Genomic DNA, 23614 nt, shown 5'->3' with positions numbered 1-23614 from the left:
GATCAGGCGATCGGTCCCGTCGGCAGCGCTATCGCCGTTGCGTGGCAGCGCCAGGTCTGTCCCCTGAAGCCGAGCCGCTTCACGCGATCGATCAGCGAGCGCTGGCCGACAGCGCACATCGCCACGGGCGGAATCAGGCCGAACAACATGCAAAAGAACGTGAGCTCGTTGGCGGGATAGCGCAGCGCGATGGCTTTCGCGAGCGGATCGACAATTGCGAGGCACAGCATCGATGCAAGGATGAAGCCAATGCTCGCGAGCGGCAGCGGGTTCGTGCGCGTGACGGCGGTGGAAGGCATGACGCTGATCGATGGGACGAATCTTCGAATCATCGCACGAACGCGTTCTTGCCGGATTCTCTACGGGAAAGCCATTATTTTTGATCGGTTGACTCGGCGAAAAGTCCTGCTAGCATACGAACAACAGATTCATCAGCATACTGATCGATTTTCGAAGGGACGACGAATGGCACTCAAGTTCGCGGCGAAGCTCGCCGATCTAGTGGAAGACGAACCGCTCGGCGTGACGATCGGCGAAGAGCGCATCGCGCTCTATTTGCTCGACGGAGAAGTGCATGCCACGCACAACGTTTGCACGCACCAGTTCGCGCTCTTGAGCGACGGCTATATGGAAGACGGCTGCATCGAATGTCCGCTGCATCAGGGGCGTTTCGATATCCGCACGGGCGCTGCCCTTTGCGCGCCAGTCACGCAACCGATTCGCGTATACGGCGTGCAGGTGGAAGGCGGCGAGATCTACGTCGATCTTTGATGCACGCGCAAATCATGACTCGGACTGCATTGATCATCGGAGCGGGGCAGGCTGGCGCGCGCGCGGCAGAAGCGTTGCGCACGCATGGTTATGAAGGGCGCATCGTGCTGGTCGGCGATGAGCGTCATGCGCCGTATGAAAGGCCGCCGCTGTCAAAGGATGTCCTCATCGCGAAGGACGATGACGATTGCTTCAACGGCTGGGTGCATGCCGTCGAGCGATACGGCGATGCGCGCATCGAATGGCTCAACGATCGAGTGCTGCGGCTCGATACGCAATCGTGCGTCGCGACGCTCGAACGTAATGGCGAACTGCGCTACGACCATTGCATCCTGACGACGGGTGGTCGTGCGCGGCAGTTGCCGGGCGCGCCGGAAGGTCCGCATACGTTCTATCTGCGCACGCTCGACGATGCGATGCGCTTGCGTGCGCGGCTCGAAACGGCGCAATCGGTGGCTGTGATCGGCGCTGGATTTCTAGGGTTGGAATTCGCGGCGAGCGCAAGAACGCGCGGCCTCGACGTGAGCGTGTTCGAAACGGCATCGGGCTTGCTGAGCCGCGCGCTGCCGCCCATGTTCGCCGAACGTCTGCGCATGAAGCACGAAACTCACGGCGTGCGCTTCATATTCGACGTGAAGCATCTGCAAGTCACGGAGCACGCGGACGGCGTGCAAGTCGATGCAACGCCGTTCGACTTGGGCGTGATCGCTATCGGCCAGGAGCCGAACGACGAACTCGCCAAAGCTGCGGGCATGGCGACGAACAACGGCATCGTCGTCGATCGGCATTGCCGCACGTCCGCCGAGAATGTCTATGCGGCAGGCGATTGCGCCAACTTCCCATACGGCGCAAACGGTCGCGCGACGCGTCTTGAATCGTGGCAGAACGCGCAGGAACAGGCGATCGTGGCGGCGCGCAACATCGCCGGAGAAGAGATTGCTTATGCACCGACGCCGTGGTTCTGGACCGACCAATACGACTGGAACATCCAGATGCTCGGCCTGCCCGATGGCGAGATCGATCAGTGGATCGAACGCGCGGGCGTCGATGACAAGACCGTGCTGATGGGTCTGCGCGGCGGCGTCATCGCGCATGTGCTCGCGATCAATCAAGGCGGCGAATTGCGCGCCATCAGAAGGCTCGTCGAAGAAGCCGTTGCGGTCGATCCTCGCATGCTCGCCGACCCCACGATCAAGCTGCGCCAGCTCGACAAGCTGGTTCGCTCAACACACTCGGGAGATCAAGGTGTACTCGTCTGAAACGATCATCGGCATTCATACGCCTCAATCGAAAAACCCGCCGATAGAAGGGCTCGTTTGGCCCGAAGAAGGGCTGCAATGCATCCCGGACTGGGTGTACACGAGCGAGGCGGTCTATACGCGCGAAGTCGAACGGATCTTCCACGGGCGCACCTGGAACTTCGTCGCGCTCGAAGCGGAAGTGCCCAATTCCGGCGATTTCAAGCGCTCGTATGTCGGCCCGACGCCGGTCGTCGTATCGCGCGCGGAAGACGGCTCGATCAACGTGTTCGAAAACCGCTGCGCGCATCGCGGGGCGGAGTTCTGCCGGCATAGCCGCGGCAACAACAAGGAGTTCGTGTGCCCGTATCACCAATGGTCGTATGACCTCAAGGGCAATCTGCAAGGCGTGCCGTTCCGGCGTGGGGTGAACAAGCTGGGCGGCATGCCGAAGGATTTCCGCAACGATGATCACGGTCTTCGCAAACTTGCGGTTGCGACGCGCAATGGGGTCGTGTTCGCATCGTTCACGCAGGACATGGAATCGCTTGAAGACTATCTCACGCCCGAGATACTCGAGGACTTCGACGCAGTGTTCAACGGCAAGCGCCTGCGCGTGCTCGGCTTCTACAAGAACGAGCTGCCGTGCAACTGGAAGATGTATCACGAGAACTTGAAGGACCCGTATCACGCGACGTTGCTGCACTCGTTCCTCGTCGTGTTCGGCCTGCTCGTGGCGGGCAATCGTTCGGCGATGGTCGCGGACAGCAAATACGGCATTCACGGCACGATGGCCTCCGCAAAAAGCGATTCGCTCTACGCCACCATCGATGAAGACAAGAAGAAGGAGATGCGTTCCTTCCACGACGGCATGATCTTGCGTGACGAGCGCTTCCTCGAATTCATCAAGGAGTTCGATTCCGAATGGTCGGTGACGATGCAGACCATCTGGCCGAACCTCATCGTGCAGCGCGAGATGAATACGCTCGGCATTCGACATATCGTGCCGAACGGACCGAACAGCATGATCATGCTCTGGACGATGTTCGGTTATGAAGACGACACGGAAGACATGGTGCGTCACCGTTTGCGTCAGGGCAATCTGATGGGACCGTCGGGCTTTCTCGGCCTCGAAGACAACGAAGCGATGAAGTTCGTTCAGGAAGGCGTGCGCCGCTCGGTGAGCGACCGCAGCATCATCAAGCTGGATGGCGACAAGATCGGAACGGCCGACAACCTGATCTCCGAAGCCGCCATTCGCGCCATGTACAAGCACTATCGTGAAGTGATGGGGTTCTAGATGCTGCCAGGATTCGAAAAACAGAACATCGCGCACGACAAGGCGCTGATCGCACGCGCGGCGGTCGAAGACTTTCATGCGGAGTATTGCGCGGCGCTCGATGGCGGGGACATCGAGCGCTGGCCTGAATTCTTTACCGAGAACTGTCTTTATCGCGTGACCGAATACGAGAACGCGGCCAATGGATTTCCCGTCGGGCTCGTCTACGCCGAAGGACGCGACATGCTGCGCGATCGTGCGGTCGCGATTGCGCGCACGCAGATGTTCGCGCCGCGTCAAATGCTGCACTTCGTTTCCAACGTGCGTATCTTGAACGCGACCGACGAGGAAATCGTCGCGCAGAGCAACTACATGCTGCTGCAAACGCTCGTCGAAGGCGCGACTACGCTGCATGAGGAGGGCAGGCTTTTTGACCGCTTCGCGCGCAATGGTAACGTTCTTCTGCTGAAGGAAAGACAGGCTGTCTACGACACCGCGATGATCGCGAACGATCTCGCCTACCCTGTCTGAACATCGTTGGGAGAGAGCGCATGAGTGACACGGAACACATGGAAGCGCCAGCCGAAAGCGGTGGCGTCGGCGTGCGCGTGAGGCGGCGCGAAGACGAGCGGCATCTTCATGGCAAGGGCAAGTTCGTCGCCGACTACACGTTTCCCGATCTGCAGGAGGTCGCGTTCTTGCGCAGTCCGGTTGCGCATGCGCGTATCGTGCATATCGGCAAGCCGGCGAGTCATGCGGCACAGGTGATCGTGCGCGACGACATGCACGACGCCACGGATATCGTCGCCGATTCGAGCCTGCCGACGTACAAGCCTTCGTCGCATCCGCCGCTCGCATCGGGCAAGGTGCGCTTCGTCGGCGAGCCGGTCGCGATGTGCTTCGCGAAGACCCGCGCGCAAGCCGAAGATATCGCCGAGGAAATCGAGCTCGATCTCGACGAGCTGCCAGCCTTCGCCAGCGCGTTCACCGCTCGCGAACGCACCGACGTGCGCGTGCACGATCACTGGACGGACAATCTCTTTCTGGACCTCAAGGCGGACATCGACTTCGACGAGCGTTCGAAGGACGCGCCCGTTGTCGTCAAGCAGAAGGTCGATCTCGCGCGTCAATGCATGGTGCCGATGGAAGGCAAGGCCGTGCTCGCGTATTGGGACCATACGCATTCGCAACTCGTGGTCATCACCTCGACGCAAGTGCCGCATATGATTCGCACGGTGCTGTCGCAATGTCTCGGCATCGATCATGCGCAGGTGCGCGTCATTTCGCCCGATGTCGGCGGCGCGTTCGGCTACAAGTGCGTGTTGCAGCAGGAAGAGCTGTGCATTGCGTGGCTCGCGCTGACGTACAAGAAGCCTTTTCGTTTCATCGAGGATCGGCGCGAGCATTTGATCGCGGGCGCGAACTCGCGTCAGCATCACTACGAACTCACTGCGTATGCCGATACGAACGGCCGTCTGCTCGCGCTCGATGCGGAGCTTTTGATCGACGGCGGGGCGTACTCCGCATGGCCCTTTACGATCGGTCTTGAAACAGGGCAGGCGCTCGGCAACCTTCCGGGGCCTTACGATTTGAGCGGCTATCGCTGCCGTACGCAATGCGCCGCGACCAACAAGCCGGGCTTTCTGCCGTATCGCGGCGTAGCGCGCACGGGCGTGTGCTTCGCAATCGAACTCACGATGGATGCGATCGCGCGCGCGGTCGGACGCGAAGCGTGGGAAGTGCGCCATGACAATCTCGTGCGTGGCGCGGACATGCCTTATACCAATGTCGTGAAGAAACACTACGACAGCGGCGACTTCCAGGAGAGCCTGCGACGCGCAGTGGCGCAACTCGATGTGCCGAAGTGGCGCGCACGGCAGAAAGAGGGCGAGAAGGATGGGCGTCTCGTCGGCATCGGATTCGCGACGTTCACCGAGCAATCGGCGCATGGCACGGCCGTCTTCGCATCATGGGGCTTGCCGGTCGTGCCGGGATACGATCTCGCGACCGTGCGTATCACGGCCGATGGAGGACTCGAACTGCGCGCGGGCATCCACTCGCACGGACAAGGCATGGAGACGACGCTCGCGCAGATCGCGAACGAAGTGCTCGGCGTGCCGCTGCAAAAGATCAAGGTCGTGCATGGCGATACCGCCCTTACGCCGTATTCGACAGGCACGTACGCATCGCGCAGCATCGTGATGGCTGGCGGCGCGGTGGCCGCGACGTGCCGCGAACTCGTGCCGCGTCTGCTTTTCATCGGCGCACATCTGCTTGGGGAAGAACAGGAAGCGGTGCGCTTCGAGAACGGTGAAGTGATCGGCGTAACGGGCCGCGTGACGATTCAGGAGATCGCGGCTGCATGGTATCTCCGTCCCGAGCGCTTGCCTGCGGGCGTGAATCTCGCGGGTCTCGAAGCGACGCAAGGCTTCAAGCCGAAGGTCGATACCGGCGCGTTCAGCTATGCGACGCACGCGGCGGCAGTCGCCGTCGATCCGAGGACAGGCGACGTCGAGATTCTCGACTATGTGATCGTCGAAGATTGCGGTCGCATGATCAATCCGATGGTCGTCGAAGGGCAGACAATCGGTGGCACGGCGCAAGGCATCGGCACCGCGTTCTATGAGGAAACGCTCTACGACGACAACGCGCAACCGCTCACGTCGACACTCGCCGACTACATATTGCCGGGACCGACCGAGTTGCCGTCGCTGACGATCATCCATATGGAAACGCCGTCGCCTTATACGGAATTCGGCGCGAAGGGCGTGGGCGAGGGCGGAGCGATCGCGCCGCCGGCTGCACTCTTCAATGCAGTGAACGATGCGCTCACGCCCATCGGCGCGCTCGTGTCAGAAACGCCGTTGACCCCGCGCCGTTTGCTGGCCGCGATCGAGGCCGCGAAGGCTCGCAAGGCGGCGCGCAAGGAAGAACTCAGTCAGGAGGTGGCGGGATGAAAGCCGCTGCGTTCGAGTATGTAAGGGCGATGTCATTGCCCGACGCGCTCAAGGAGTTGACTCGCGCAAAGCCGATATCGGGCAGTCAGTCGATGGGCCCGATGCTTAACTTGCGGCTTGCACGACCTGGCCGCGTAGTGGATGTATCGCGCATCGCGGACCTGCGCAGTGTCTCCGACGCGGGCGATCACGTGCGTATCGGCGCGGCGGTCACGCATGCGGAGATCGAAGACGGCAAGCACGCACTGCTGCGTCATCCGTACATGCAGCATGTGGCGGGCGGCATCGCGTATCGTGCGATTCGCAATCGCGGGACCATCGGCGGCAGTCTTGCTCATGCCGATCCCGCCGCCGACTGGCCGCTTGCATTGTCCGCTGTCGATGCCCGTCTGGAGCTATCGAAAGCAGGCGGCGCGCGGCAAGTCCGCGTGAGCGAATTCATGCTGGGTGCGTTCACGACGTTGCTCGTTGACGGCGAGATCATTACCGCCGTGTTGCTGCCGAAGCTCGGTCCGACGCTTCGCTGGGGTTATTACAAGCTGTGCCGCAAGACCGGCGAATTCGCACATGCAAGCGCAGCGGCTGCGTTCGATGCACGCACGGGACTCGCGCGCATCGTGCTCGGCGCGCTCGATGGCCCGCCGGCCGCACTCGATGATCTCGCACGGCAGATCGCGCAACGCGGCCCGTCTGCCGCCAACGGCGAAGCGCTCGCGCAAGCCGTGACGAGTGCGATGCCGAACGCGGACGGCATCGATCGGCAGATTCATACCGCAGCGCTCGAACGTTGTCTTCTGCAGGCGTTCGGCGCGTCGAACGCGAATACGGTTTAAAGAGACTGCCATGTCCGTCATCGAACTTACTATCAACGATCGATCCGTGCGCGAGGATGTCGAATCGCGCGTGCATCTCGGCGACTTTCTTCGCGATGCACACAACCTGACCGGCACGCACCTCGGTTGCGAGCACGGCGTGTGCGGCGCCTGCACCGTGCTCGTCGATGGCGAACCGGTGCGCTCGTGCATCACATTCGCCGTCGCTTGCGATCAGCAGAACATACGCACCATCGAAGGCTTCGACGACGACGAACTGATGAAGCGTCTGCGTCGTGCGTTCTCGATCCATCACGGCCTGCAATGCGGTTATTGCACGCCCGGCATGCTGATCACCGCGCGGGATATCGTGCGCCGCTTTCCCGATGCGGACGAAGCACGCATCCGGCTCGAACTGTCGGGCAATCTGTGCCGCTGCACAGGCTATATGGGCATCGTCGCTGCGATCAAGGCGGTTCTCGCCGATCTGAAAGCGGAACCGATTGCGGATGCGCCTATCGCACGCGCAATAGTTAGCGATGCAACTATTTCGGCGCCAGCGTTTCAGACGTTCGCCGCTACACCGGTTGCCGCGCCGCAGGCACCCGTGGCCGCGAGCACTGCATCGACGGATCAACCCGCCGCGCAACGCAAAGGGTGGACCGCAATAGACGACAGCTTCGTCGTTCCCTTCGCGCTCGACAAGGTGTGGGCGTTCATGGGCGATCTGCCTTCGGTCACGTCGTGTCTTCCGGGCGCGGAACTCGTGGAGCACGACGGCGAAAGCGTGAAGGGCAAGATCGCGATCAAGTTCGGACCGATGTCGGCGAACTTCGCTGGCGCGGCGCGCCTGGAACGCGACGATGCCGCGCATCGCGCGGTCATGCGTGGAGCGGGGCAGGACAACATCAGCCGTTCGCGAGCGAATGGCGATGTGACATATGCATTGACGAGCGAAGGCGGGGGCGCGCAAACGCGGGTCGCGGTCACGCTCGAATACATGTTGCAAGGACCGCTCGCGCAGTTCTCGCGTTCGGGCCTCGTGAAGGATTTCGTGCGCAGGATGATCGCGGATTTCGGCGCGCGCATCACGGCGCAGCTCGGCGGTAACGCGGCGCCCGAGGCGGCGCTGTCGTCATCGTCCGCGAAGTTCAATGCGGGCAGCCTCGTGTGGAGCGTCATCTGGGCGCGCATCAAACAGCTTTTCGGAAAGGGCGATTGAGCACGCGAGATGAGCCGGTCCCGGCTCGTCGCACGATCATATCGTCAGCCTACTGATCAAATGGAGTTCAAATGAACAAGCGGATTCGCAAGATCGCCCTGGAAGAGCATTTCAGCACGCCCGGTTTCCAGAGCTATTCGAAGAGCTTCACGCAGCACATCGCGCCTGAAGTCCTGCGCGATCTCGCCGCGCGCCTGACCGATTTCGACGAACAGCGCATCGTCGAAATGGATCGCGCGGGCATCGACTACACGATACTTTCGCAAACGGGCCCGAGCGTGCAGGGCGAGCCGGATGCGGCGCTCGCGATCAGCCGCGCGAGGGCGAGCAACGACTTTCTCGCGCAGCAGATCGCGCGTCATCCGTTGCGCTTCGGCGGCTTTGCGACGTTGCCCATGCATACCGCGAAGGCCGCATCCGATGAACTGACGCGCGCCGTGCGCGAACTCGGCTTCAAGGGCGCGCTCGTCAATGGTCACACACTCGGCACCTACTACGACGACCGCGCTTACGATCCCTTCTGGGCGACGATGCAGGAACTCGACGTACCTTTATATCTGCATCCGACGGATGCATTCGTGAGCCCGCGCGTGCTCGACGGTCATCCCGAACTCAGCGGCGCGACTTGGGGCTGGGGCATCGAAACCGGCAGCCACGCATTGCGCCTGCTGTTCAGCGGCGTGTTCGATCGCTTCCCGAATCTGAAGATCATTCTCGGGCACATGGGCGAAGGTCTGCCGTTCTTGCGCTGGCGCTTCGACAGCCGTTTCGCGGTTTATTCGCATGGCCTGAGTCTTGAACGCACGCCTTCGGATTACATCGGTACGAACATCATGATCACGACCTCGGGCGTTTGCTCGGCCCCGGCGCTCATCGGCGCGATCGGCGAAATGGGTGCGCAAGCGGTGATGTTCTCGGTTGACTATCCGTATGAATCGACGGAGATCGCAGCGGACTTCATAGAACGCGCGCCGCTCGACGACGCCACGCGAGCGCTCGTCTGTCACGGCAATGCGGAACGCCTCTTCCGCCTTTGACCACCCCGAAGAACACAAGCACATGGAGCAGCACATGACCAAGCACTACCGCATCGGCCAGATCGTGCCGAGTTCGAACACGACGATGGAGACCGAGATTCCCGCGATGTTGCTCGCGCGCCAGACGATTCGCCCCGAGCGCTTCACGTTTCATTCGAGCCGCATGCGGATGAAAAAGGTCGTGAAGGAAGAACTCGCCGCGATGGATGCTGAGTCGGACCGCTGCGCAGTTGAACTCTCCGATGCGCGCGTCGATGTGCTCGGCTATGCGTGTCTCGTCGCGATCATGGCGATGGGTCATGGCTATCATCGCGTGTCGCAAAAGCGCTTGCACGAGCGCACCGTCGACAACGGCGGCGATGCGCCCGTCATCACGAGCGCGGGCGCGCTGGTCGATGCATTGAAGGTGATCGGCGCGAAGCGCGTGGTCGTCGTCACGCCTTATATGAAGCCGTTGACCGAACTCGTGGTCGACTATATCCGCAATGAGGATTACGACGTGATCGACTATCGCGCGCTCGAGATTCCCGACAATCTCGAAGTCGCGCGTCATGATCCGAGCCGCCTTCCCGAGATCGTCATGTCGATGCGATATGAGGAAGCCGATGCCATCGTGCTGTCGGCATGCGTGCAGATGCCTTCGTTGCCGGTGATCGCGAAGGTCGAGGCAATGACGGGCAAGCCGGTCGTCACCGCGGCCGTCGCGACGACCTATGCGATGCTCAAGCAACTCGGTCTCGAAGCCGTCGTGCCGGGCGCGGGCGCGTTGCTGTCCGGCGCATATTGAGCGAGGGCGACATGTCGACCTATCTGTACGGCGCGAACGTTCAGGCGAATGGCATCCGTCAGCACTATCTGCGTTACGGTGGCGCACGCACGGGACTCGATCCGGTGATCATCGTGCCGGGCATTACGAGTCCTGCGGTGACGTGGGGCTTCGTCGCGGAGCATATTGGCCAAGTGTTCGATACCTATGTGCTCGATGTGCGCGGACGAGGCTTGTCGTCGGCATCGGATTCGCTCGACTACAGCCTCGACGCACAAGCCGCCGATCTGGTTGCGTTCGCAACTACTTTGGGATTCGAGCGCTACAGCGTCGTCGGTCACTCGATGGGCGCGCGCATCGGCATACGCGCTGCGCGTTCGCAGCCCGCGGGCATGACGCGTCTCGCGATGATCGATCCGCCCGTTTCGGGACCGGGACGTCGTGGCTATCCGTCGCAATTGCCGTGGTACATCGATTCTATCCGGCAGTCGCGCGAAGGCATGACGGCCGACGCAATGCGCGCCTTCTGTCCCACATGGACCGATGAACAACTCGCGTTGCGCGCGGAGTGGCTTCATACATGTGACGAACGCGCGATACGCGCGAGCTTTGAAGGCTTCCATACCGACGACATTCACGCCGATCTCGCGCATCTGCGGATTGCCGCGCTGCTCGTCACCGCGGGCAGAGGCGACGTCGTGCGCGACGAAGACGTCGAAGAGATTCGCGCACTCGTGCCGCATCTTCAGCACACGCGCGTGCGTGACGCTGGTCACATGATTCCGTGGGACGACGAAGCTGGCTTTCACGCCGCGCTCGGCGATTTCCTCGGGGCATCCATTCCGACGCTCGTTGAAGGAGGCAATCATGCCAGTCAGTGATTATCAGATGGTCGATGCGTGGACGAAGGTGCTCGAGCTCTCGCGTCTCGAAGCAGGGCAGACCGTCACCATTCTCACGAGCGCGTCGACGCATCCGCAAACGCTATCGACCGCACTGATCGCGACGCAAGCGATGGGCGCAATCGTCAATCGCCTCGACTTGCCGCCGGTGAACGGCGAGAAGGCGTTGAGCCGCGATTCCCTCGCGTATCTCGGCACGACGCCGTTGACCGGCAACCGGGCCGCGATTGCCGCGTTGAAGGAAAGCGATCTCGTGCTCGATCTGATGACCTTGCTGTTCTCGCCCGAGCAACTCGACATACTCAAGGCCGGCACGAAGATCCTGCTCGCGGTCGAGCCACCCGAAGTGCTTACGCGCCTCGTGCCGACACCCGCCGATCGCGAACGCGTGCTCGCCGCACGGGCGCGCATCGCGCGCGCTAAGGAGATGCATATCGTCTCCGCCGCGGGGACGGATTTTCGCTGTCCGCTCGGCGAGTTCGAACCGATCGCCGAATACGGTTTCGTCGATGAACCGGGGCGCTGGGATCACTGGCCAAGCGGATTCGCGCTGACGTTTCCTAACGATGGCAAGGCGCATGGCCGCATCGTGATCGATCGCGGCGATATTTTGTTGCCGCAGAAAAGCTATGTGCAGGAACGCATCGAACTGACCGTCGAAGGCGGTTATGCAAAGCGCATCGAAGGCGGCATCGACGCGCAATTGCTAAGCGAATACATGGCGACGTTCAACGATCCAGAGGCCTACGCGATTTCGCACATTGGCTGGGGCCTGCAGCCGCGCGCTCACTGGTCGACGCTCGGGCTCTACGATCGCGAGGCGACCATCGGCATGGATGCGCGCGCGTTCGAAGGCAACTTCCTGTTTTCGCTCGGACCGAATAACGAAGCCGGCGGCAGCCGCTCGACGACCTGTCATATCGACATTCCGCTGCGTCATTGCGATGTATTCCTCGATGGCGAAGCCGTCGTGCGCGATGGCGTGGTCCTCGACCGCTGACCCAGGAAAACCCCGCACATGTCCCACGATATCGAAACCTACAAGCGTCAGAGCTTCGGCTCGACGCTCGAACCGAAAGCGCCGGTCGGCCTTTTGATCGTCGATCTGGTGAACGGCTTCGCGAATCCCGACGTGTTCGGCGGCGGCAATATTCCGCAAGCCATCGAGAACACCGTGCCCTTGCTTGCGCATGCGCGCGAGAAGGGCTGGCCGGTTGCACATAGCCGTATCGTCTTCGCCGACGATGACTCCGATCACAACGTCTTCACGATGAAAGTGCCGGGCCTGCTCGCGCTGAAGGAAGATTCGCACGACAGCGCGATCGTGCCGCAGCTCACGCCGCGCGCAGGCGAACTCGTCGTGCGCAAAACAGCGCCATCGGCGTTCTTCGGGACGTCGCTCGCGGCATGGCTCACGCAGCATGGCGTGCGAACGCTCGTCGTCGCGGGTGCAGTGACGAGCGGTTGCGTGCGGTCGTCCGTCGTCGATGCGATGCAATACGGATTTCGTCCATTCGTGTTGTCGGATTGCGTCGGTGATCGCGCGATTGCGCCGCACGAGGCGAATCTCTTCGACATGGCGCAGAAATACGCTGCCGTGATGAAGCGTGATGAAGCGCTCGAATTGCTCAAAGATCTTTGATCATCTCGTAGCACGGCTCGCCTGATGCCAGGGCGCATGGGATCGACATGGCCACGTCTCTTTCGGAGCGGTCGCACCGCGCAGTCACGCGTCATGAATTCACGCTGATCGTCGCGTCTTCGTTCGGTGCGTTGCTCGAATGGTATGACTTCTATATCTACGCTGCGCTAGCGGGCACGTTCAGCACGTTGTTCTTTCCGAGCGGCAACGATACGGTGGCCTTTCTCGCGAGTCTCGCGACGTTCGGTGCGGGCTTCCTCGTACGTCCGCTCGGCGCGCTCTTCTTTGGCAGGCTCGGCGATCGCATCGGGCGAAAGTACACGTTCATGGCGACCATCGTGTTGATGGGCGTCGCGACCATCGGCGTGGGCTTGCTGCCGTCGTTCGACAAGATCGGCATGCCGGCGCCTGGCTTGCTCGTTGCGTTGCGGCTCTTGCAAGGCTTCGCGCTCGGCGGCGAAACGGGCGGCGCGGCGACCTATCTCGCGGAACATTCGCCTGTGGATCGGCGCGGCTTTTATACGAGCTCGCTGCAAACGACAGCGACGCTGGGCCTGCTCGCATCGATCGCGGCGGTCAGCATCAGCCGTGCATCGATGGACGAAGCCGCATTCCAGAGTTGGGGCTGGCGCGTGCCGTTCCTCGTGTCGATCGTGTTGCTCGCGATCTCGGTGTATCTGCGCACGAAGCTCGCCGAATCGCCGACCTTTCGTGAGATGAAGCGCGCGAACAGGTTATCGACTTCGCCGATAGGCGAGAGCTTCGGCGAATGGGCGAACCTCAAATACGTGTTGATCATGCTGTTCAGCACGGCATCGGGCGTGGGTGTCGTCTTCGGCACTGGACATTTCTACTCCATGTACTTTCTGCAGAACACGCTGAAAGTCGCGCCCAATACGGTGAACCTGTTCCTCGCGATTGCATTGATCGCGGTATTTCCGTTCTACCTCGTGTTCGGCTGGCTATCGGATCGCATTGGACGAAAGTGGATCATGATGCTCGCGTGCCTGTTGCTCGCCGCGACGACGCAACCGATCTTTCATGCGCTCACGCACTACGCGAATCCTCGGTTGGAAGCGTTTCAGAAGCGCGCACCTGTCACGGTCCACGCGGACGATTGCCGCTTTACGCTGTTCTCCGCGCCAGTGACGGAATGCGATCGCATACGCTCGTTTCTCAGCGCATCGGGTGTTTCGTATGACCGCGCTCCGTTGCAAGCGGGAGAAGCGGCATCGACGCAAATCGGCTCGATCGTCGTTCATGGAAGCGACAAACGCGAACTGGAAAAGGCGTTGATCGCCTCGGGCTGGTCGGCGCATGCGGATGCGTCGAAAATCAACGCGCCAATGGTCGTATTTCTGATGTGGCTTCTGCTGCTTTATCTCGCGATGGTCTACGGCCCGATGGCCGCATTCATGGTCGAGCTGTTTCCGGCGCGCATTCGATATACGTCGCTATCGTTGCCGTTCCATCTGGGTTCGGGCTGGTTCGGCGGAATGCTGCCGTTCGTGGTGTCGGCGATGGCTGTGGCGCGCGGCAACGTATACTTCGGGCTCTGGTATCCGATCGTGATCGCGGTAGTGTCGTTCGCGGTCGGCGCGCTCTTCGTGCCCGAAACGTACCGCCGCGATATCACGCGATAGTCAGTCGAAATGCTTCAGGGAAGTGCGGCCGTACTGGTTATTGCCTTCGACGAGCTGCATCATCATTCGCACGAAATGAGCGCGATCTTCGGGGCTCAGCGGGCCAAGGAATCTGACTTGAGCTTCACGCATGCTGCCGTACATGTCCTTCATCGTGCGGCGTCCTTTCGCCGTGATGTTCGCGATCTTGAGGCGCCCGTCGTGCGGACTCGGCTCGCGCTTGACGAGTCCGCGTTCCTCCAGACGGCGCAGCACGTCGGCCATCGTCGTGCGATCGACGCCCACTTCCGCACACAGCGATGTCTGGTCGAGACCGGGCCGCTCGCTCAATGTGGTCAGCAAGCCGTACTGCACGGGCGTGATGGCGAAGTCCTTGCAGCACTCGAAGAAGAGCGCGATATGGATCTGATTGAGCCGCCGGATCAGAAACCCCGGCCGCTGCCACAAGTGTCCGGTCTCGATGCCGCCATCGGAAACAGCAGCTTTTTTATCGGCAACGGTACTCATCCTTAACCCTTTATCGAAGAAGTTTTGCCACGCAGGAATCTAAAGATTGTAGGTGCAATCACAGTTGCGCTCCCAATTTTTTCCGGATACAAATCTATCCGTCAGCGTACTGACGAAATGCTGATGGCTGGAGCGCCGGATGTCAATGATTGAAGTCAATACGCGAAGTCAATAGAACGATGCGTCGCACAGGGTCATGCGCAGGTGAAGAAGGCGCGCATGAATAATCAGCATGCTGATTAAATGGCGAATGCGTTGAACGTCACCTCACTCAGAGTTTGGAGCCAAAGATGAGTTCTACCCCGGTACAGACGGACGACGTCGCCATTCATGGGCGGTCGATGTCACGCAACGATATCAAGACGCTGATGCTGGCGTCGCTAGGCGGCGCGCTGGAGTACTACGACTTCATCGTCGCGGTGTTCTTCACGAAGCTGCTCGCCACCGTGTTCTTTCCGCCGCAGACGCCCGAATGGCTCGCGCAGCTCGAAGTGTTCTGCATCTTCGCAGCGGGTTATCTCGTGCGTCCGATCGGCGGCATCTTCTTCGCGCACTTTGGCGATCGCATCGGCCGCAAGAAGATGTTCGCGCTGAGCCTTTTTCTCATGGCCGCGCCGACGTTGCTCATCGGCTTGTTGCCGAGCTATGCGACGCTCGGCATCGTCGCGCCGTTGCTCTTTCTCTTGTGCCGCGTTTTGCAGGGTCTTTCGGTCGGCGGGGAAGTGCCGGGTGCGTGGATCTTCTGCTCCGAGCATGTCAGGCGCGATCGTATCGGTCTCGCATGCGGTCTTCTGATGTCGGGTCTTTGCACCGGCATTCTGCTCGGCGCGCTGTCGGCGAAGTTCCTCATCGGCAACATGGAGCCGGCGGATCTGAAGAGCTGGGGCTGGCGTCTGCCGTTCATCGCGGGCGGCGCGTTCGGTCTGATCTCCGTTTATTTGCGCCGCTATCTGCAGGAAACGCCGGTGTTCGAAGCGCTGCGTGCGAAGCGTGAAGCGGATGCGCGTCTGCCGCTCGCGGTCGTGCTGAAAGAGCATCGCGGCGCGGTGATCGTCTCGCTGCTGGCGACGTGGGTGTTCTCCGGCATCTTCGTGCTGTACTTCCTCTACACGCCGACGTTCCTGCAATCGCAGTTCCACTTCGCGCCGAAGGATGTCTTCACGAACAACTCGTGGTCGATCTTCGGGCTGATCGTCGGCAGCACCTTCGCTGGATGGGCAGCCGACAAGATCGGCGGCGGGCGCGCGTATGCGATCGGCAGTGTCGCGATGCTGCTCGTCACCGGCGCGTTCTACATGAACCTGAACGCGGGCAGTCAGTCCGTGTGGGCGCTGTATATCCTCGGCGGCTTCCTGATCGGGACGATCACGCTCGGGCCTTACATCATCGTGAAGAGCTTTCCGCCGGAAGTGCGCTTCACCGGTTTCGCGCTCTCGTACAACACGGCGTATGCGATCTTCGGCGGCACCGCGCCCGCAATCGCCTCGTTTCTGGTAGGGCGGCAGGGCATCACGATGGCCCCCGCCTGGTACATTGGCGCGCTTTGCGTGCTCGGCGTGATCATCGGTCTCGCATGGCGTGCGCCCGTACATGCCGAATCGATGGCGCATTGAGGCCGGCCCTTCAATCCGCAGCGTTTTTCTGCGTCGATGCCGACGCGAGAAAACGCTTCCGTTCGAGCGAGACACATGTCTGTTGGCGGCGCATCCGATAGCGGCATCGGCCGGTCATGGTTTTTGTACTTTTCGCTTGCGTTCGCGAGCATGACTTTTTCCGCGACGGGACCGGTCGCGATCATCATCGCCGCGTCGCGCGAGGGCGGCTTGAGCTTCGCGCAGACATCGTCGTGGCTGTTCGCGTCGATCGGCATGAACGGGCTGGCGAGCATCGTCATCAGCTGGAAGACGCGTCAGCCTTTGCTCTTTCTGTGGACGATTCCCGGCGCGATTCTCGCCGCGCCGGTGATCGCGCAATACGGATTCGGCGCAGCCGTGGGCACGTATCTCGTGTGCGCCGCGGTGCTGCTCGTGCTCGGCGTGACGAACCTCGTCGCGCTGCTCGACCGATGGGTGCCCATGGCGATCGTCATGGCGATGATCGCCGGACTCTTCATCAAGTACGTGCTGGCCGTCGTGCATTCGACGATAGCCGCGCCGCTCATAGGCGCCAGCATGTCGATCGCGTTCTTCGGGCTGATGTGGCTCGAGCGACGCAACGCAGCGCCCATGCCGCCGCTCATCGGCGCGATGCTGGCAGGCGCGGCGATTCTCTTCGCAACGGGCTTCCGTTTGCCGAGTCACAGCGGCGGCGCATGGACGGCGACGCCTGCGCTCGTCGCGCCGCGCTTCGATATTCACGCGATCTCGCAACTCTTGTTGCCGATGCTCATCACCGTGATTTTCGTGCAGAACGCGCAGGGAATCGCGGTGACGCGGGCATCGGGATATCGCACGTCGTTGCGGCTCGTGACGATCTATAGCGGCGTACTGAGCGCGATCACCGCGCCGTTCGGCGGCTGTCCTTCGGTGCTTGCGGGGCCGAGCAATGCGATTCTCGTGTCGGGCGGCACGCATGGCCGGCATTACATCGGCGCGTTGATCGCGGGCGTCATATGCGTGGCGATCGGCGTGTTCGCCACGGCATATGTGTTTCTGCTGGCGAATCTGCCCGGCGCGTATATCGCGATTCTCGCCGGGCTCGCGATGATGGGCGTGCTCGAAAAGTCTTTCGTCAGCGCGTTTCGTTCGGCGTTGCCGCTGAGCGCGATGATCGTGTTCGTCGTTACGCTCAGCGACGTGACCTTGCTTGGTATCGGCGCGGCTTTCTGGGGCGTCGTGGCGGGGTGCCTCGCTTACTACGCCGTGGAAAAGCCGCGCTCGGGCGACGTGCCCGCGTGAATCAACGCATCGCGCCCGCAAGGCTCTCCGCTTCGAGTCCAACGATCAGATCGACTTCGCCGTTGGCAAGCGGCTGCGTCGCCGGCACGCCCGCTGCTTTCAGCGCGGCGCCGTCGAGCCGCGACGCATCGCCGAGCGCGACGCGCAAGCGCGTGGCCGCGAGCGGTTCGAGCTTGAGGATATTGGCCGCACCGCCCAGCGCCGCGCGAATCTTTTCCGCGCGCGCCTTCTGCTGCGCTGCATCCTGCGCGGGCGCCGCACCCGGGGCGCTCATCGCGTCGGAAGCTGTGGCGGTGGATGCTGCGCCCGCCACTGGCAGATCGGCGTCGCTTCCCGCGGTCTTCAGATAGTCCTGCATGTCGGTCTTCATGTTCTCCGACAGCGGCCCGAAAATCGCCTGCACGCCGTTGCCGACGCGCACGACGCCCGCAGCGCCGAGCGCCTTCAACCTTGCATCATCGACGAGCGACGGATCGTTCACCGTGATGCGCAGGCGCGTGATGCACGCATCGAGGCTCTTGATGTTCGAGCGGCCGCCGAACGCGAGCACGAGATCGCGCGAGCGTCCGCCGACGCCACTGGAACTTACCGCGGCAGTGGCCGCCGTATCGTCCTCACGTCCCGGCGTCTTGAGATTGAAGCGCGTAATCACGAAACGGAACACGACGTAATAGATCGCCGCATAGATCGGCCCGAGGATGAACACGTACCACGCGTGCGTCGCCTTGTTGCCGATCAGGTTGAACATCAAAAAGTCGATCGCGCCTTGCGAGAACGTGAAGCCCATGTGCATGTTCAGCGTATTGGCGACGAATTGCGCCGACGCCGCGAGACACGCGTGAATGAAGTACAGCACGGGCGCGACGAACAGGAACGCGAACTCGATCGGCTCCGTGATGCCGGTGAGGAAGGAAGTCAGCGCTGCCGACACCATCATGCCGCCGACCGCAACCTTCTTTTCGGGTTTGGCGCAATGCCAGATCGCGATCGCTGCGGCGGGCAGGCCGAACATCTTGAACAGGAAGGCGCCCGACAGAATGCCCGCGGTCGGATCGCCGGCGAAGAAACGGTTGATGTCGCCATGAACGATCTTGCCTGTCGTCGGATCGAGGAAGCTGCCCGCCTCGAAAAAAAACGGAACGTTCCAGATGTGATGCAAACCGAACGGAATCAGCAGACGTTCGACAAAACCGTACACGGTGGCTGCGGTGCGGGGATCGGAGACCGCCGCCCATTGCGAGAACGCCTTGATGACACCGCCGATCGGCGGCCACACGACCGACAGCACCGCGCCGAGCACGATCGCACCGATGGCCGTGACGATCGGCACGAAGCGCTTGCCGGCGAAGAAACCGAGATAGGCCGGCAGCGTGATGCGGTAATAGCGGTTGAACATCCACGCCGCGAGACCGCCCGCGAGAATGCCGCCGAACACGCCGGTCTGGATCGACGGAATGCCCATGATCATCGTCGGCTCGACGCCTTCGAGCTTCGCGATGACGCCGAGCGTCGCCGTCATCACGAGATAGCCGATGGTCGCGGCGATTCCCGATACGCCATCGTTTTCCGTGAAGCCGAGCGCCACGCCGATCGCGAAGATCAACGGCAGATTGCCGAAGATCACGTCGCCGGCGTTCTTCATCAGTTCGAGGATGATGGCGGGCACGTAGCCATGAAAATCGGTCGCGCCGAGACCGAGCAAGAGGCCGGCGACGGGCAGCACCGCGACCGGCAGCATCAGCGACTTGCCGACCTTCTGCACCACGCCGAATGCGTTTTTGAACATTTTTTTCTCCGCTTGTTCCGCTTATTCCGCGTACGGGGCGAGCAGGGCGCGCACTTCGGCGGCCGTGCCCAACGTGATTACCTTTGCCGCGAGCTGGCGGGCTTCGCCCATCGTGAGGCGCGCGAGTTGCGCCTTGATCGAGCCGACGGCAGGCACGCTGACCGACAGCTCGTCGATGCCGAGGCCGACGAGCACCGGCACCGCCATCGCATCGGACGCGATGCCGCCGCACACGCCGACCCACTTGCCATGCTTGTGCGCGCCATCGACGGTCATGCCGATCAGACGCAGCACCGCCGGATGCAGCGCGTCCGCCTGTTTCGCGAGCTTCGGATGTCCGCGATCCATCGCGACCGTGTACTGCGTCAGATCGTTGGTGCCGATGGAAAAGAAATCGACTTCGCGCGCGAGCGGCTCGGCGATGAGCGCGGCGGACGGCACTTCGATCATCACGCCGACCTTGACGCTGTCGATGCGATCGCCGGCTTCTTCCTGAAGAAGCCGCTTGGCCGCGCGCACTTCCTCGATGGACGCGACCATCGGGAACATGATGTGCAGATTGCCGATTGGCGCGGCCCGCAAAATCGCGCGCAATTGCGTGCGGAACATATCGGGACGATCGAGGCTCACGCGCACGCCGCGCAGCCCGAGGAACGGGTTGTCCTCTTTCGGCAGCGGCAGGTACGACAGCGGTTTGTCGCCGCCGACGTCGAGCGTTCGCACGACGAGCGGACGCTCGCGGCCGAGCGCTTCGGCCACGGCGCAATATTCGGCGGCCTGTTCGTCTTCCGACGGCGCGGTGTCGCGGTTATCGAACAAAAATTCGGAACGCAGCAGTCCGACGCCTTCCGCGCCCGCCGCGACCGCATCGCGCGCTTCCTGCGCATTCCGGATATTTGCAACGACTTCGACGCGATGCCCGTCCGCCGTGACGGCCTGCTTGCTCGCGGCGACTTTCTCTTCCTCGCGCTTTTTCGTCTGACGGTCGATGCGCTCGCGCGCCTTGGCCAGATCGTCCGCACTGGGATTGCGCCGCAGGCTGCCGTGCGAACCGTCGAGCACGACGAGCGTGCCATCGGGCAATTGCAGCGCATCTTCGTCGATGCCGCAGATCGCCGGAATGCCGAGCGAGCGCGCCAGAATCGCGACGTGACTCGTCGCGCCGCCGGTCGTCGTGCAGAAACCGAGCACCTTGCTGCGATCGAGCGAGGCCGTGTCCGAGGGCGAAAGCTCCTCGGCGATGAGGATCGATTCGTCCGCCACGTCGATATGCGCCTGCTTTACGCCCGCGAGCAGCGCCAGCACGCGGCGGCCGACATCGCGGATATCGCCCGCACGCTCGCGCAGAAGCGCGTTGTCGACCCTCTCCAGATTGCTCGCCTGCGTCTCGAACGCGGCGCGCCACGCAAAACCCGCGCTCTTGCCGTCGCTGATGCCGGCGATGGCCGCGTCGGTGAGATCGGGATCGTCGAGCAGTTCGAGGTGCGCGTCGAGGATCTGCGCCTTGGACGGATCGGTCAGATTCGCCTTCAGCGCCTCGATTTGCTGACGCGCTTCGTGATGCGCGGCGTCGAGCCGTGCGCGTTCGCGTTGCGGCGATTCGCCCGCCTCGGCCACGTCGATGACTTCGCGGCGGAATTGCACGATCTTGCCGACCGCGAGTCCCGGCGACGCGGATACGCCCGTGAATTCGTTGGCGTTCGTGTACGGGGCGCGCGCCGGTGCGACCGGTTCGGCCGCGGCAACGGCGGGCGCGGGCGCGTCGCCGGGCTTTTCGCCCGAGCCCGACGCGAGCAGGCGCGCGAGCGCGGCGGCGGCTTCGCCGGCATCGGGGCCGGCGGCCTCGACGCGCAATTTGTCGCCGAAGCTCGTCGCGAGCGCCATCAGCGCGACGACGGATTTCGCGTTCGCGCTGTCGTCGCCGCGCAGGACGCGAATGTCGGATTTGTATTTCTTGGCTTCGGCGGCGAATACCGCAGCGGGCCGCGCGTGCAGGCCTTGCGGATTCGGCAGCGTGATTTCGTCTGACCGGATGGCGCCTGCTGGGCCGCCGCTCGCGTCGTCCGCGGCGGCGCCGACGAATTCGACCGTCAACGCGACGTCCTTGCCCGCCGTGACGAGGCCCGTGGCGGGCACGTAGCGGGTCACGAGCTCACCGTTGGCGATGACCATCTGCGTGAGCAGGCTCACGGCCCGCGCGCCGACGACGACCGGATCGAAGCGGATCAGCGGCTGGCCGGTCGTGACGGTGTCGCCTTCCTTGACGAGCGGCGTGAAGCCTTCCCCGCGCAGCATCACGGTGTCGAGGCCGATGTGGATCAGCACCTGGAGACCGCTTTCGCCGGTGATCGTCGCCGCGTGCGCCGCTCGATGCAGCTGCGTGACTGTCCCCGAGAGCGGGGCGAGCAATTCGTCCGAAGTGGGATCGATCGATACGCCGTCGCCGACCATCTTCTGCGCGAAAACTGGATCGGGCACGGTGTCGAGTTGGACCATCACGCCTGACAACGGCGCTATCAACTCGATTCGTGCCAAACGTTGAGGAGCTTTCATGTGAACGACTCCTTGTCCTTTGACGATGAGCTGGAACCGGCCTGAGATCAATCATAGGCAACGGCTCCATGATTCGCTGACCGAATGGATGTGCGTTCGCAAAAGCGCGCAGTACGTGCCGGATTGCCCACATCGATTCGGATTCTGAAACGCCGCGTTCTGCTTTCAAGAGCAGTGGCGGCAAAAAGCGCGCTATTGTTTCGCGGCGCAATGACGATTTCTAGAGACGACATTCGAATCGCGGCGATCCGTCGCAGGTAACGGGGGCTCGCGCTACTAAGCTTGTTAAGTAATAAATGCAAGAGAAAGGAGCGCAAACCATGACCTACCGCAACAAGACTGAAGCTTATTGGGAGCCGCTGTTGACAATCGCGCGCGACGAGCTAGGCATTCAATCGTTCGATCCGATCGGCAAGCCGAGCGCGGACATCCGCATGTGTCGCGTCGAGGAACTCGGGCGCGCGCTCGAACGCGCTTACGACTTGGGTCTTTTGGTCGGAAACGGCGTGAAGCGCGCGGCGAGCACCGTCTGAAGACGGTTGGCGAGACGGTTTCTGAGGTCGCGAGCCCGTGCTCGAGCCGCTCGAATCGGCCGGGAATCCATACCCGTGCAACTCCCGATATAGAAGTAAGCGGCCGCTGGCTAAGATCGCTGGTTGATCATCGCTTAGGCCGCACCGAGTACATGAAGGACGAACGCCTCGTCGAAATGAGGATTTTCAAGGCCGTCGCGGAAACCGGCGGATTCACCGCTGCGGCGCTCATGCTCAACCTTCAGCAGCCGTATGTCAGCCGCGCGGTCTCGGCGCTCGAAAAGCGCCTCGGCGTCGCGCTGCTCAGGCGCTCGACGCGCAGTCTGCAGGTCACGCAGGAAGGCAACGAATATCTCGCGCTGTGCAAGCGCATTCTCGACGACATCGACACCGGCGAAGCCCAACTCGCGCGCGCGGGTCAGCACATGACCGGCAGTATCCGCGTGACGGTCGCGACTTCGTTCGGCATGGATCAGATCGTGCCGCTCATTCCGGGCTTTCTGGAGCGCTATCCCGGCCTGCGGGTGCGCCTGTCGCTGTCGGATACGCTCGCGGATGTGATCGGCGAAGGATTCGATGTCGCGATCCGCATGGGAAGCCTGCAGGACTCGAATCTCGTCAGCCGCAAGCTGTGTCATCTGCAACGCGTCGTGACCGCGTCGCCTTCGTATATCGCGCGGCACGGCGTGCCTTCGGTGCCGGCGGATCTCGTCAACCACAATTGCCTGATGTGGGAGCCGCCGATGGATCATCTCAACCATTGGCCCTTCATGGTCGATGGCGAGCGCACGTCCATGCTCATCGACGGCAACTTTCAGACGAGCAGCGGCGTGAGCTCGGTGTACATGTGCCTCGCTGGCGTCGGCATCACGCGCATGGCCGAGCATATGGTGCTTCCGTCGATTCGCAGCAACATGCTCGTGCCGCTCTTGACCGACTTCCAGCCGAAGGACGAAACCGCGATTTATGCGCTGTATCCGCGCGACTCGTCGCTGCATCCGCGTGTGCGGGCGTTCATCGACTACGTGACGGAAAGGCTCAAGCGGCCGCCGTGGGCCGCCTGAGCCGG

21 protein-coding genes are annotated in these 23614 nt (G+C 62.2%); 17 read left to right on the top strand and 4 right to left on the bottom strand.

The features are described from left to right. Positions 1-2: 2 nt before the first annotated feature. Positions 3-299, bottom strand: a complete 297-nt coding sequence (locus QCE58_RS20650; RefSeq protein WP_250503250.1) for a hypothetical protein — start codon at positions 297-299, stop codon at positions 3-5. Positions 300-465: 166 nt separating this feature from the next. On the opposite strand from QCE58_RS20650, the gene QCE58_RS20645 reads away from it, so the two are divergent. From QCE58_RS20645 to QCE58_RS20585, 13 genes are all read left to right on the top strand, one after another. Then, positions 466-771, top strand: a complete 306-nt coding sequence (locus QCE58_RS20645) for a non-heme iron oxygenase ferredoxin subunit (RefSeq protein ID WP_175980970.1) — start codon at positions 466-468, stop codon at positions 769-771. Positions 772-785: 14 nt separating this feature from the next. Further along, positions 786-2030 (top strand): NAD(P)/FAD-dependent oxidoreductase, encoded by a 1245-nt coding sequence (locus QCE58_RS20640; RefSeq protein WP_250521944.1) that lies wholly within the window; start codon positions 786-788, stop codon positions 2028-2030. Beyond that, positions 2017-3309, top strand: a complete 1293-nt coding sequence (locus QCE58_RS20635) for an aromatic ring-hydroxylating dioxygenase subunit alpha (protein ID WP_175980955.1) — start codon at positions 2017-2019, stop codon at positions 3307-3309. The genes QCE58_RS20640 and QCE58_RS20635 overlap by 14 nt, the downstream gene beginning before the upstream one ends. Beyond that, positions 3310-3819 carry an aromatic-ring-hydroxylating dioxygenase subunit beta gene (locus QCE58_RS20630; protein WP_309780184.1) on the top strand — a complete coding sequence of 170 codons (510 nt, stop codon included), beginning with the start codon at positions 3310-3312 and terminating at the stop codon, positions 3817-3819. A 20-nt stretch (positions 3820-3839) separates the two neighbouring features. Continuing rightward, positions 3840-6245, top strand: coding sequence for a xanthine dehydrogenase family protein molybdopterin-binding subunit (locus QCE58_RS20625; protein ID WP_250521943.1), 2406 nt, complete (start codon positions 3840-3842; stop codon positions 6243-6245). Then, the gene (locus tag QCE58_RS20620; protein WP_250521942.1) at positions 6242-7078 is read left to right on the top strand and encodes a xanthine dehydrogenase family protein subunit M; all 837 of its coding nucleotides are present in this window, start codon (positions 6242-6244) and stop codon (positions 7076-7078) included. Before QCE58_RS20625 ends, QCE58_RS20620 begins: the two co-directional genes overlap by 4 nt. 10 nt (positions 7079-7088) lie before the next feature. Continuing rightward, positions 7089-8279, top strand: coding sequence for a 2Fe-2S iron-sulfur cluster-binding protein (locus tag QCE58_RS20615; protein ID WP_034470917.1), 1191 nt, complete (start codon positions 7089-7091; stop codon positions 8277-8279). A gap of 71 nt (positions 8280-8350) precedes the next feature. Beyond that, positions 8351-9316 carry an amidohydrolase family protein gene (locus tag QCE58_RS20610; protein ID WP_250521941.1) on the top strand — a complete coding sequence of 322 codons (966 nt, stop codon included), beginning with the start codon at positions 8351-8353 and terminating at the stop codon, positions 9314-9316. 34 nt (positions 9317-9350) lie between these two features. Further along, complete coding sequence (locus tag QCE58_RS20605; protein WP_034471022.1) at positions 9351-10103, top strand: Asp/Glu racemase; 753 nt, start codon at positions 9351-9353, stop codon at positions 10101-10103. Positions 10104-10114: 11 nt separating this feature from the next. Beyond that, complete coding sequence (locus QCE58_RS20600; RefSeq protein WP_250521940.1) at positions 10115-10963, top strand: alpha/beta fold hydrolase; 849 nt, start codon at positions 10115-10117, stop codon at positions 10961-10963. Then, the gene (locus tag QCE58_RS20595; protein ID WP_034470926.1) at positions 10950-11984 is read left to right on the top strand and encodes a 2,5-dihydroxypyridine 5,6-dioxygenase; all 1035 of its coding nucleotides are present in this window, start codon (positions 10950-10952) and stop codon (positions 11982-11984) included. The genes QCE58_RS20600 and QCE58_RS20595 overlap by 14 nt, the downstream gene beginning before the upstream one ends. Positions 11985-12002: 18 nt before the next feature. Beyond that, a complete protein-coding gene (locus QCE58_RS20590) occupies positions 12003-12626 on the top strand; it encodes an N-carbamoylsarcosine amidohydrolase (protein WP_250521939.1) in 624 nt (207 codons plus the stop codon). 47 nt (positions 12627-12673) lie between these two features. After that, complete coding sequence (locus QCE58_RS20585; RefSeq protein WP_250521938.1) at positions 12674-14269, top strand: MFS transporter; 1596 nt, start codon at positions 12674-12676, stop codon at positions 14267-14269. Here QCE58_RS20585 and QCE58_RS20580 read toward each other — a convergent pair whose 3' ends face one another. Beyond that, complete coding sequence (locus QCE58_RS20580) at positions 14270-14776, bottom strand: MarR family winged helix-turn-helix transcriptional regulator (RefSeq protein ID WP_200889168.1); 507 nt, start codon at positions 14774-14776, stop codon at positions 14270-14272. 290 nt (positions 14777-15066) lie between these two features. Between QCE58_RS20580 and QCE58_RS20575 the strand changes: the two genes are divergently transcribed. Then, the gene (locus QCE58_RS20575) at positions 15067-16389 is read left to right on the top strand and encodes an MFS transporter (RefSeq protein WP_033536208.1); all 1323 of its coding nucleotides are present in this window, start codon (positions 15067-15069) and stop codon (positions 16387-16389) included. Positions 16390-16464: 75 nt separating this feature from the next. Further along, positions 16465-17673 (top strand): benzoate/H(+) symporter BenE family transporter, encoded by a 1209-nt coding sequence (locus tag QCE58_RS20570; RefSeq protein ID WP_250521937.1) that lies wholly within the window; start codon positions 16465-16467, stop codon positions 17671-17673. Between the two features lies 1 nt (position 17674). On the opposite strand, the gene ptsG is transcribed toward QCE58_RS20570, so the two are convergent. Continuing rightward, the gene (gene ptsG / locus QCE58_RS20565) at positions 17675-19459 is read right to left on the bottom strand and encodes a PTS glucose transporter subunit IIBC (protein WP_250521936.1); all 1785 of its coding nucleotides are present in this window, start codon (positions 19457-19459) and stop codon (positions 17675-17677) included. A 21-nt stretch (positions 19460-19480) separates the two neighbouring features. Next, complete coding sequence (gene ptsP, locus QCE58_RS20560; protein ID WP_250521935.1) at positions 19481-22012, bottom strand: phosphoenolpyruvate--protein phosphotransferase; 2532 nt, start codon at positions 22010-22012, stop codon at positions 19481-19483. A gap of 320 nt (positions 22013-22332) precedes the next feature. Here ptsP and QCE58_RS20555 point away from each other — a divergent pair, with 320 nt between their 5' ends. Both QCE58_RS20555 and QCE58_RS20550 read left to right on the top strand, forming a co-directional pair. Further along, positions 22333-22545: a DUF6900 domain-containing protein gene (locus QCE58_RS20555; RefSeq protein WP_250521934.1), complete on the top strand. Its 213-nt coding sequence runs from the start codon at positions 22333-22335 to the stop codon at positions 22543-22545. A 152-nt stretch (positions 22546-22697) separates the two neighbouring features. Next, the gene (locus tag QCE58_RS20550; protein WP_008348147.1) at positions 22698-23609 is read left to right on the top strand and encodes a LysR family transcriptional regulator; all 912 of its coding nucleotides are present in this window, start codon (positions 22698-22700) and stop codon (positions 23607-23609) included. Positions 23610-23614 lie beyond the last annotated feature (5 nt).

It is taken from the genome of Caballeronia sp. LZ028, assembly GCF_031451415.1.
GTDB lineage: Bacteria > Pseudomonadota > Gammaproteobacteria > Burkholderiales > Burkholderiaceae > Caballeronia > Caballeronia zhejiangensis.
The sequence above is the reverse complement of the archived record's forward strand: the minus strand, read 5'-3'. Positions and strand labels throughout refer to the sequence as shown.

Bases quoted from the DNA above. Each gene is read 5' to 3' on its own strand.
- QCE58_RS20650 (WP_250503250.1), bottom strand. From the start codon at position 299: ATGCCTTCCACCGCCGTCACGCGCACGAACCCGCTGCCGCTCGCGAGC.
- QCE58_RS20645 (WP_175980970.1), top strand. From the start codon at position 466: ATGGCACTCAAGTTCGCGGCGAAGCTCGCCGATCTAGTGGAAGACGAA.
- QCE58_RS20640 (WP_250521944.1), top strand. From the start codon at position 786: ATGACTCGGACTGCATTGATCATCGGAGCGGGGCAGGCTGGCGCGCGC.
- QCE58_RS20630 (WP_309780184.1), top strand. From the start codon at position 3,310: ATGCTGCCAGGATTCGAAAAACAGAACATCGCGCACGACAAGGCGCTG.
- QCE58_RS20625 (WP_250521943.1), top strand. From the start codon at position 3,840: ATGAGTGACACGGAACACATGGAAGCGCCAGCCGAAAGCGGTGGCGTC.
- QCE58_RS20620 (WP_250521942.1), top strand. From the start codon at position 6,242: ATGAAAGCCGCTGCGTTCGAGTATGTAAGGGCGATGTCATTGCCCGAC.
- QCE58_RS20615 (WP_034470917.1), top strand. From the start codon at position 7,089: ATGTCCGTCATCGAACTTACTATCAACGATCGATCCGTGCGCGAGGAT.
- QCE58_RS20610 (WP_250521941.1), top strand. From the start codon at position 8,351: ATGAACAAGCGGATTCGCAAGATCGCCCTGGAAGAGCATTTCAGCACG.
- QCE58_RS20605 (WP_034471022.1), top strand. From the start codon at position 9,351: ATGACCAAGCACTACCGCATCGGCCAGATCGTGCCGAGTTCGAACACG.
- QCE58_RS20600 (WP_250521940.1), top strand. From the start codon at position 10,115: ATGTCGACCTATCTGTACGGCGCGAACGTTCAGGCGAATGGCATCCGT.
- QCE58_RS20595 (WP_034470926.1), top strand. From the start codon at position 10,950: ATGCCAGTCAGTGATTATCAGATGGTCGATGCGTGGACGAAGGTGCTC.
- QCE58_RS20590 (WP_250521939.1), top strand. From the start codon at position 12,003: ATGTCCCACGATATCGAAACCTACAAGCGTCAGAGCTTCGGCTCGACG.
- QCE58_RS20585 (WP_250521938.1), top strand. From the start codon at position 12,674: ATGGCCACGTCTCTTTCGGAGCGGTCGCACCGCGCAGTCACGCGTCAT.
- QCE58_RS20580 (WP_200889168.1), bottom strand. From the start codon at position 14,776: ATGAGTACCGTTGCCGATAAAAAAGCTGCTGTTTCCGATGGCGGCATC.
- QCE58_RS20575 (WP_033536208.1), top strand. From the start codon at position 15,067: ATGAGTTCTACCCCGGTACAGACGGACGACGTCGCCATTCATGGGCGG.
- QCE58_RS20570 (WP_250521937.1), top strand. From the start codon at position 16,465: ATGTCTGTTGGCGGCGCATCCGATAGCGGCATCGGCCGGTCATGGTTT.
- ptsG (WP_250521936.1), bottom strand. From the start codon at position 19,459: ATGTTCAAAAACGCATTCGGCGTGGTGCAGAAGGTCGGCAAGTCGCTG.
- ptsP (WP_250521935.1), bottom strand. From the start codon at position 22,012: ATGAAAGCTCCTCAACGTTTGGCACGAATCGAGTTGATAGCGCCGTTG.
- QCE58_RS20555 (WP_250521934.1), top strand. From the start codon at position 22,333: ATGACCTACCGCAACAAGACTGAAGCTTATTGGGAGCCGCTGTTGACA.
- QCE58_RS20550 (WP_008348147.1), top strand. From the start codon at position 22,698: ATGAAGGACGAACGCCTCGTCGAAATGAGGATTTTCAAGGCCGTCGCG.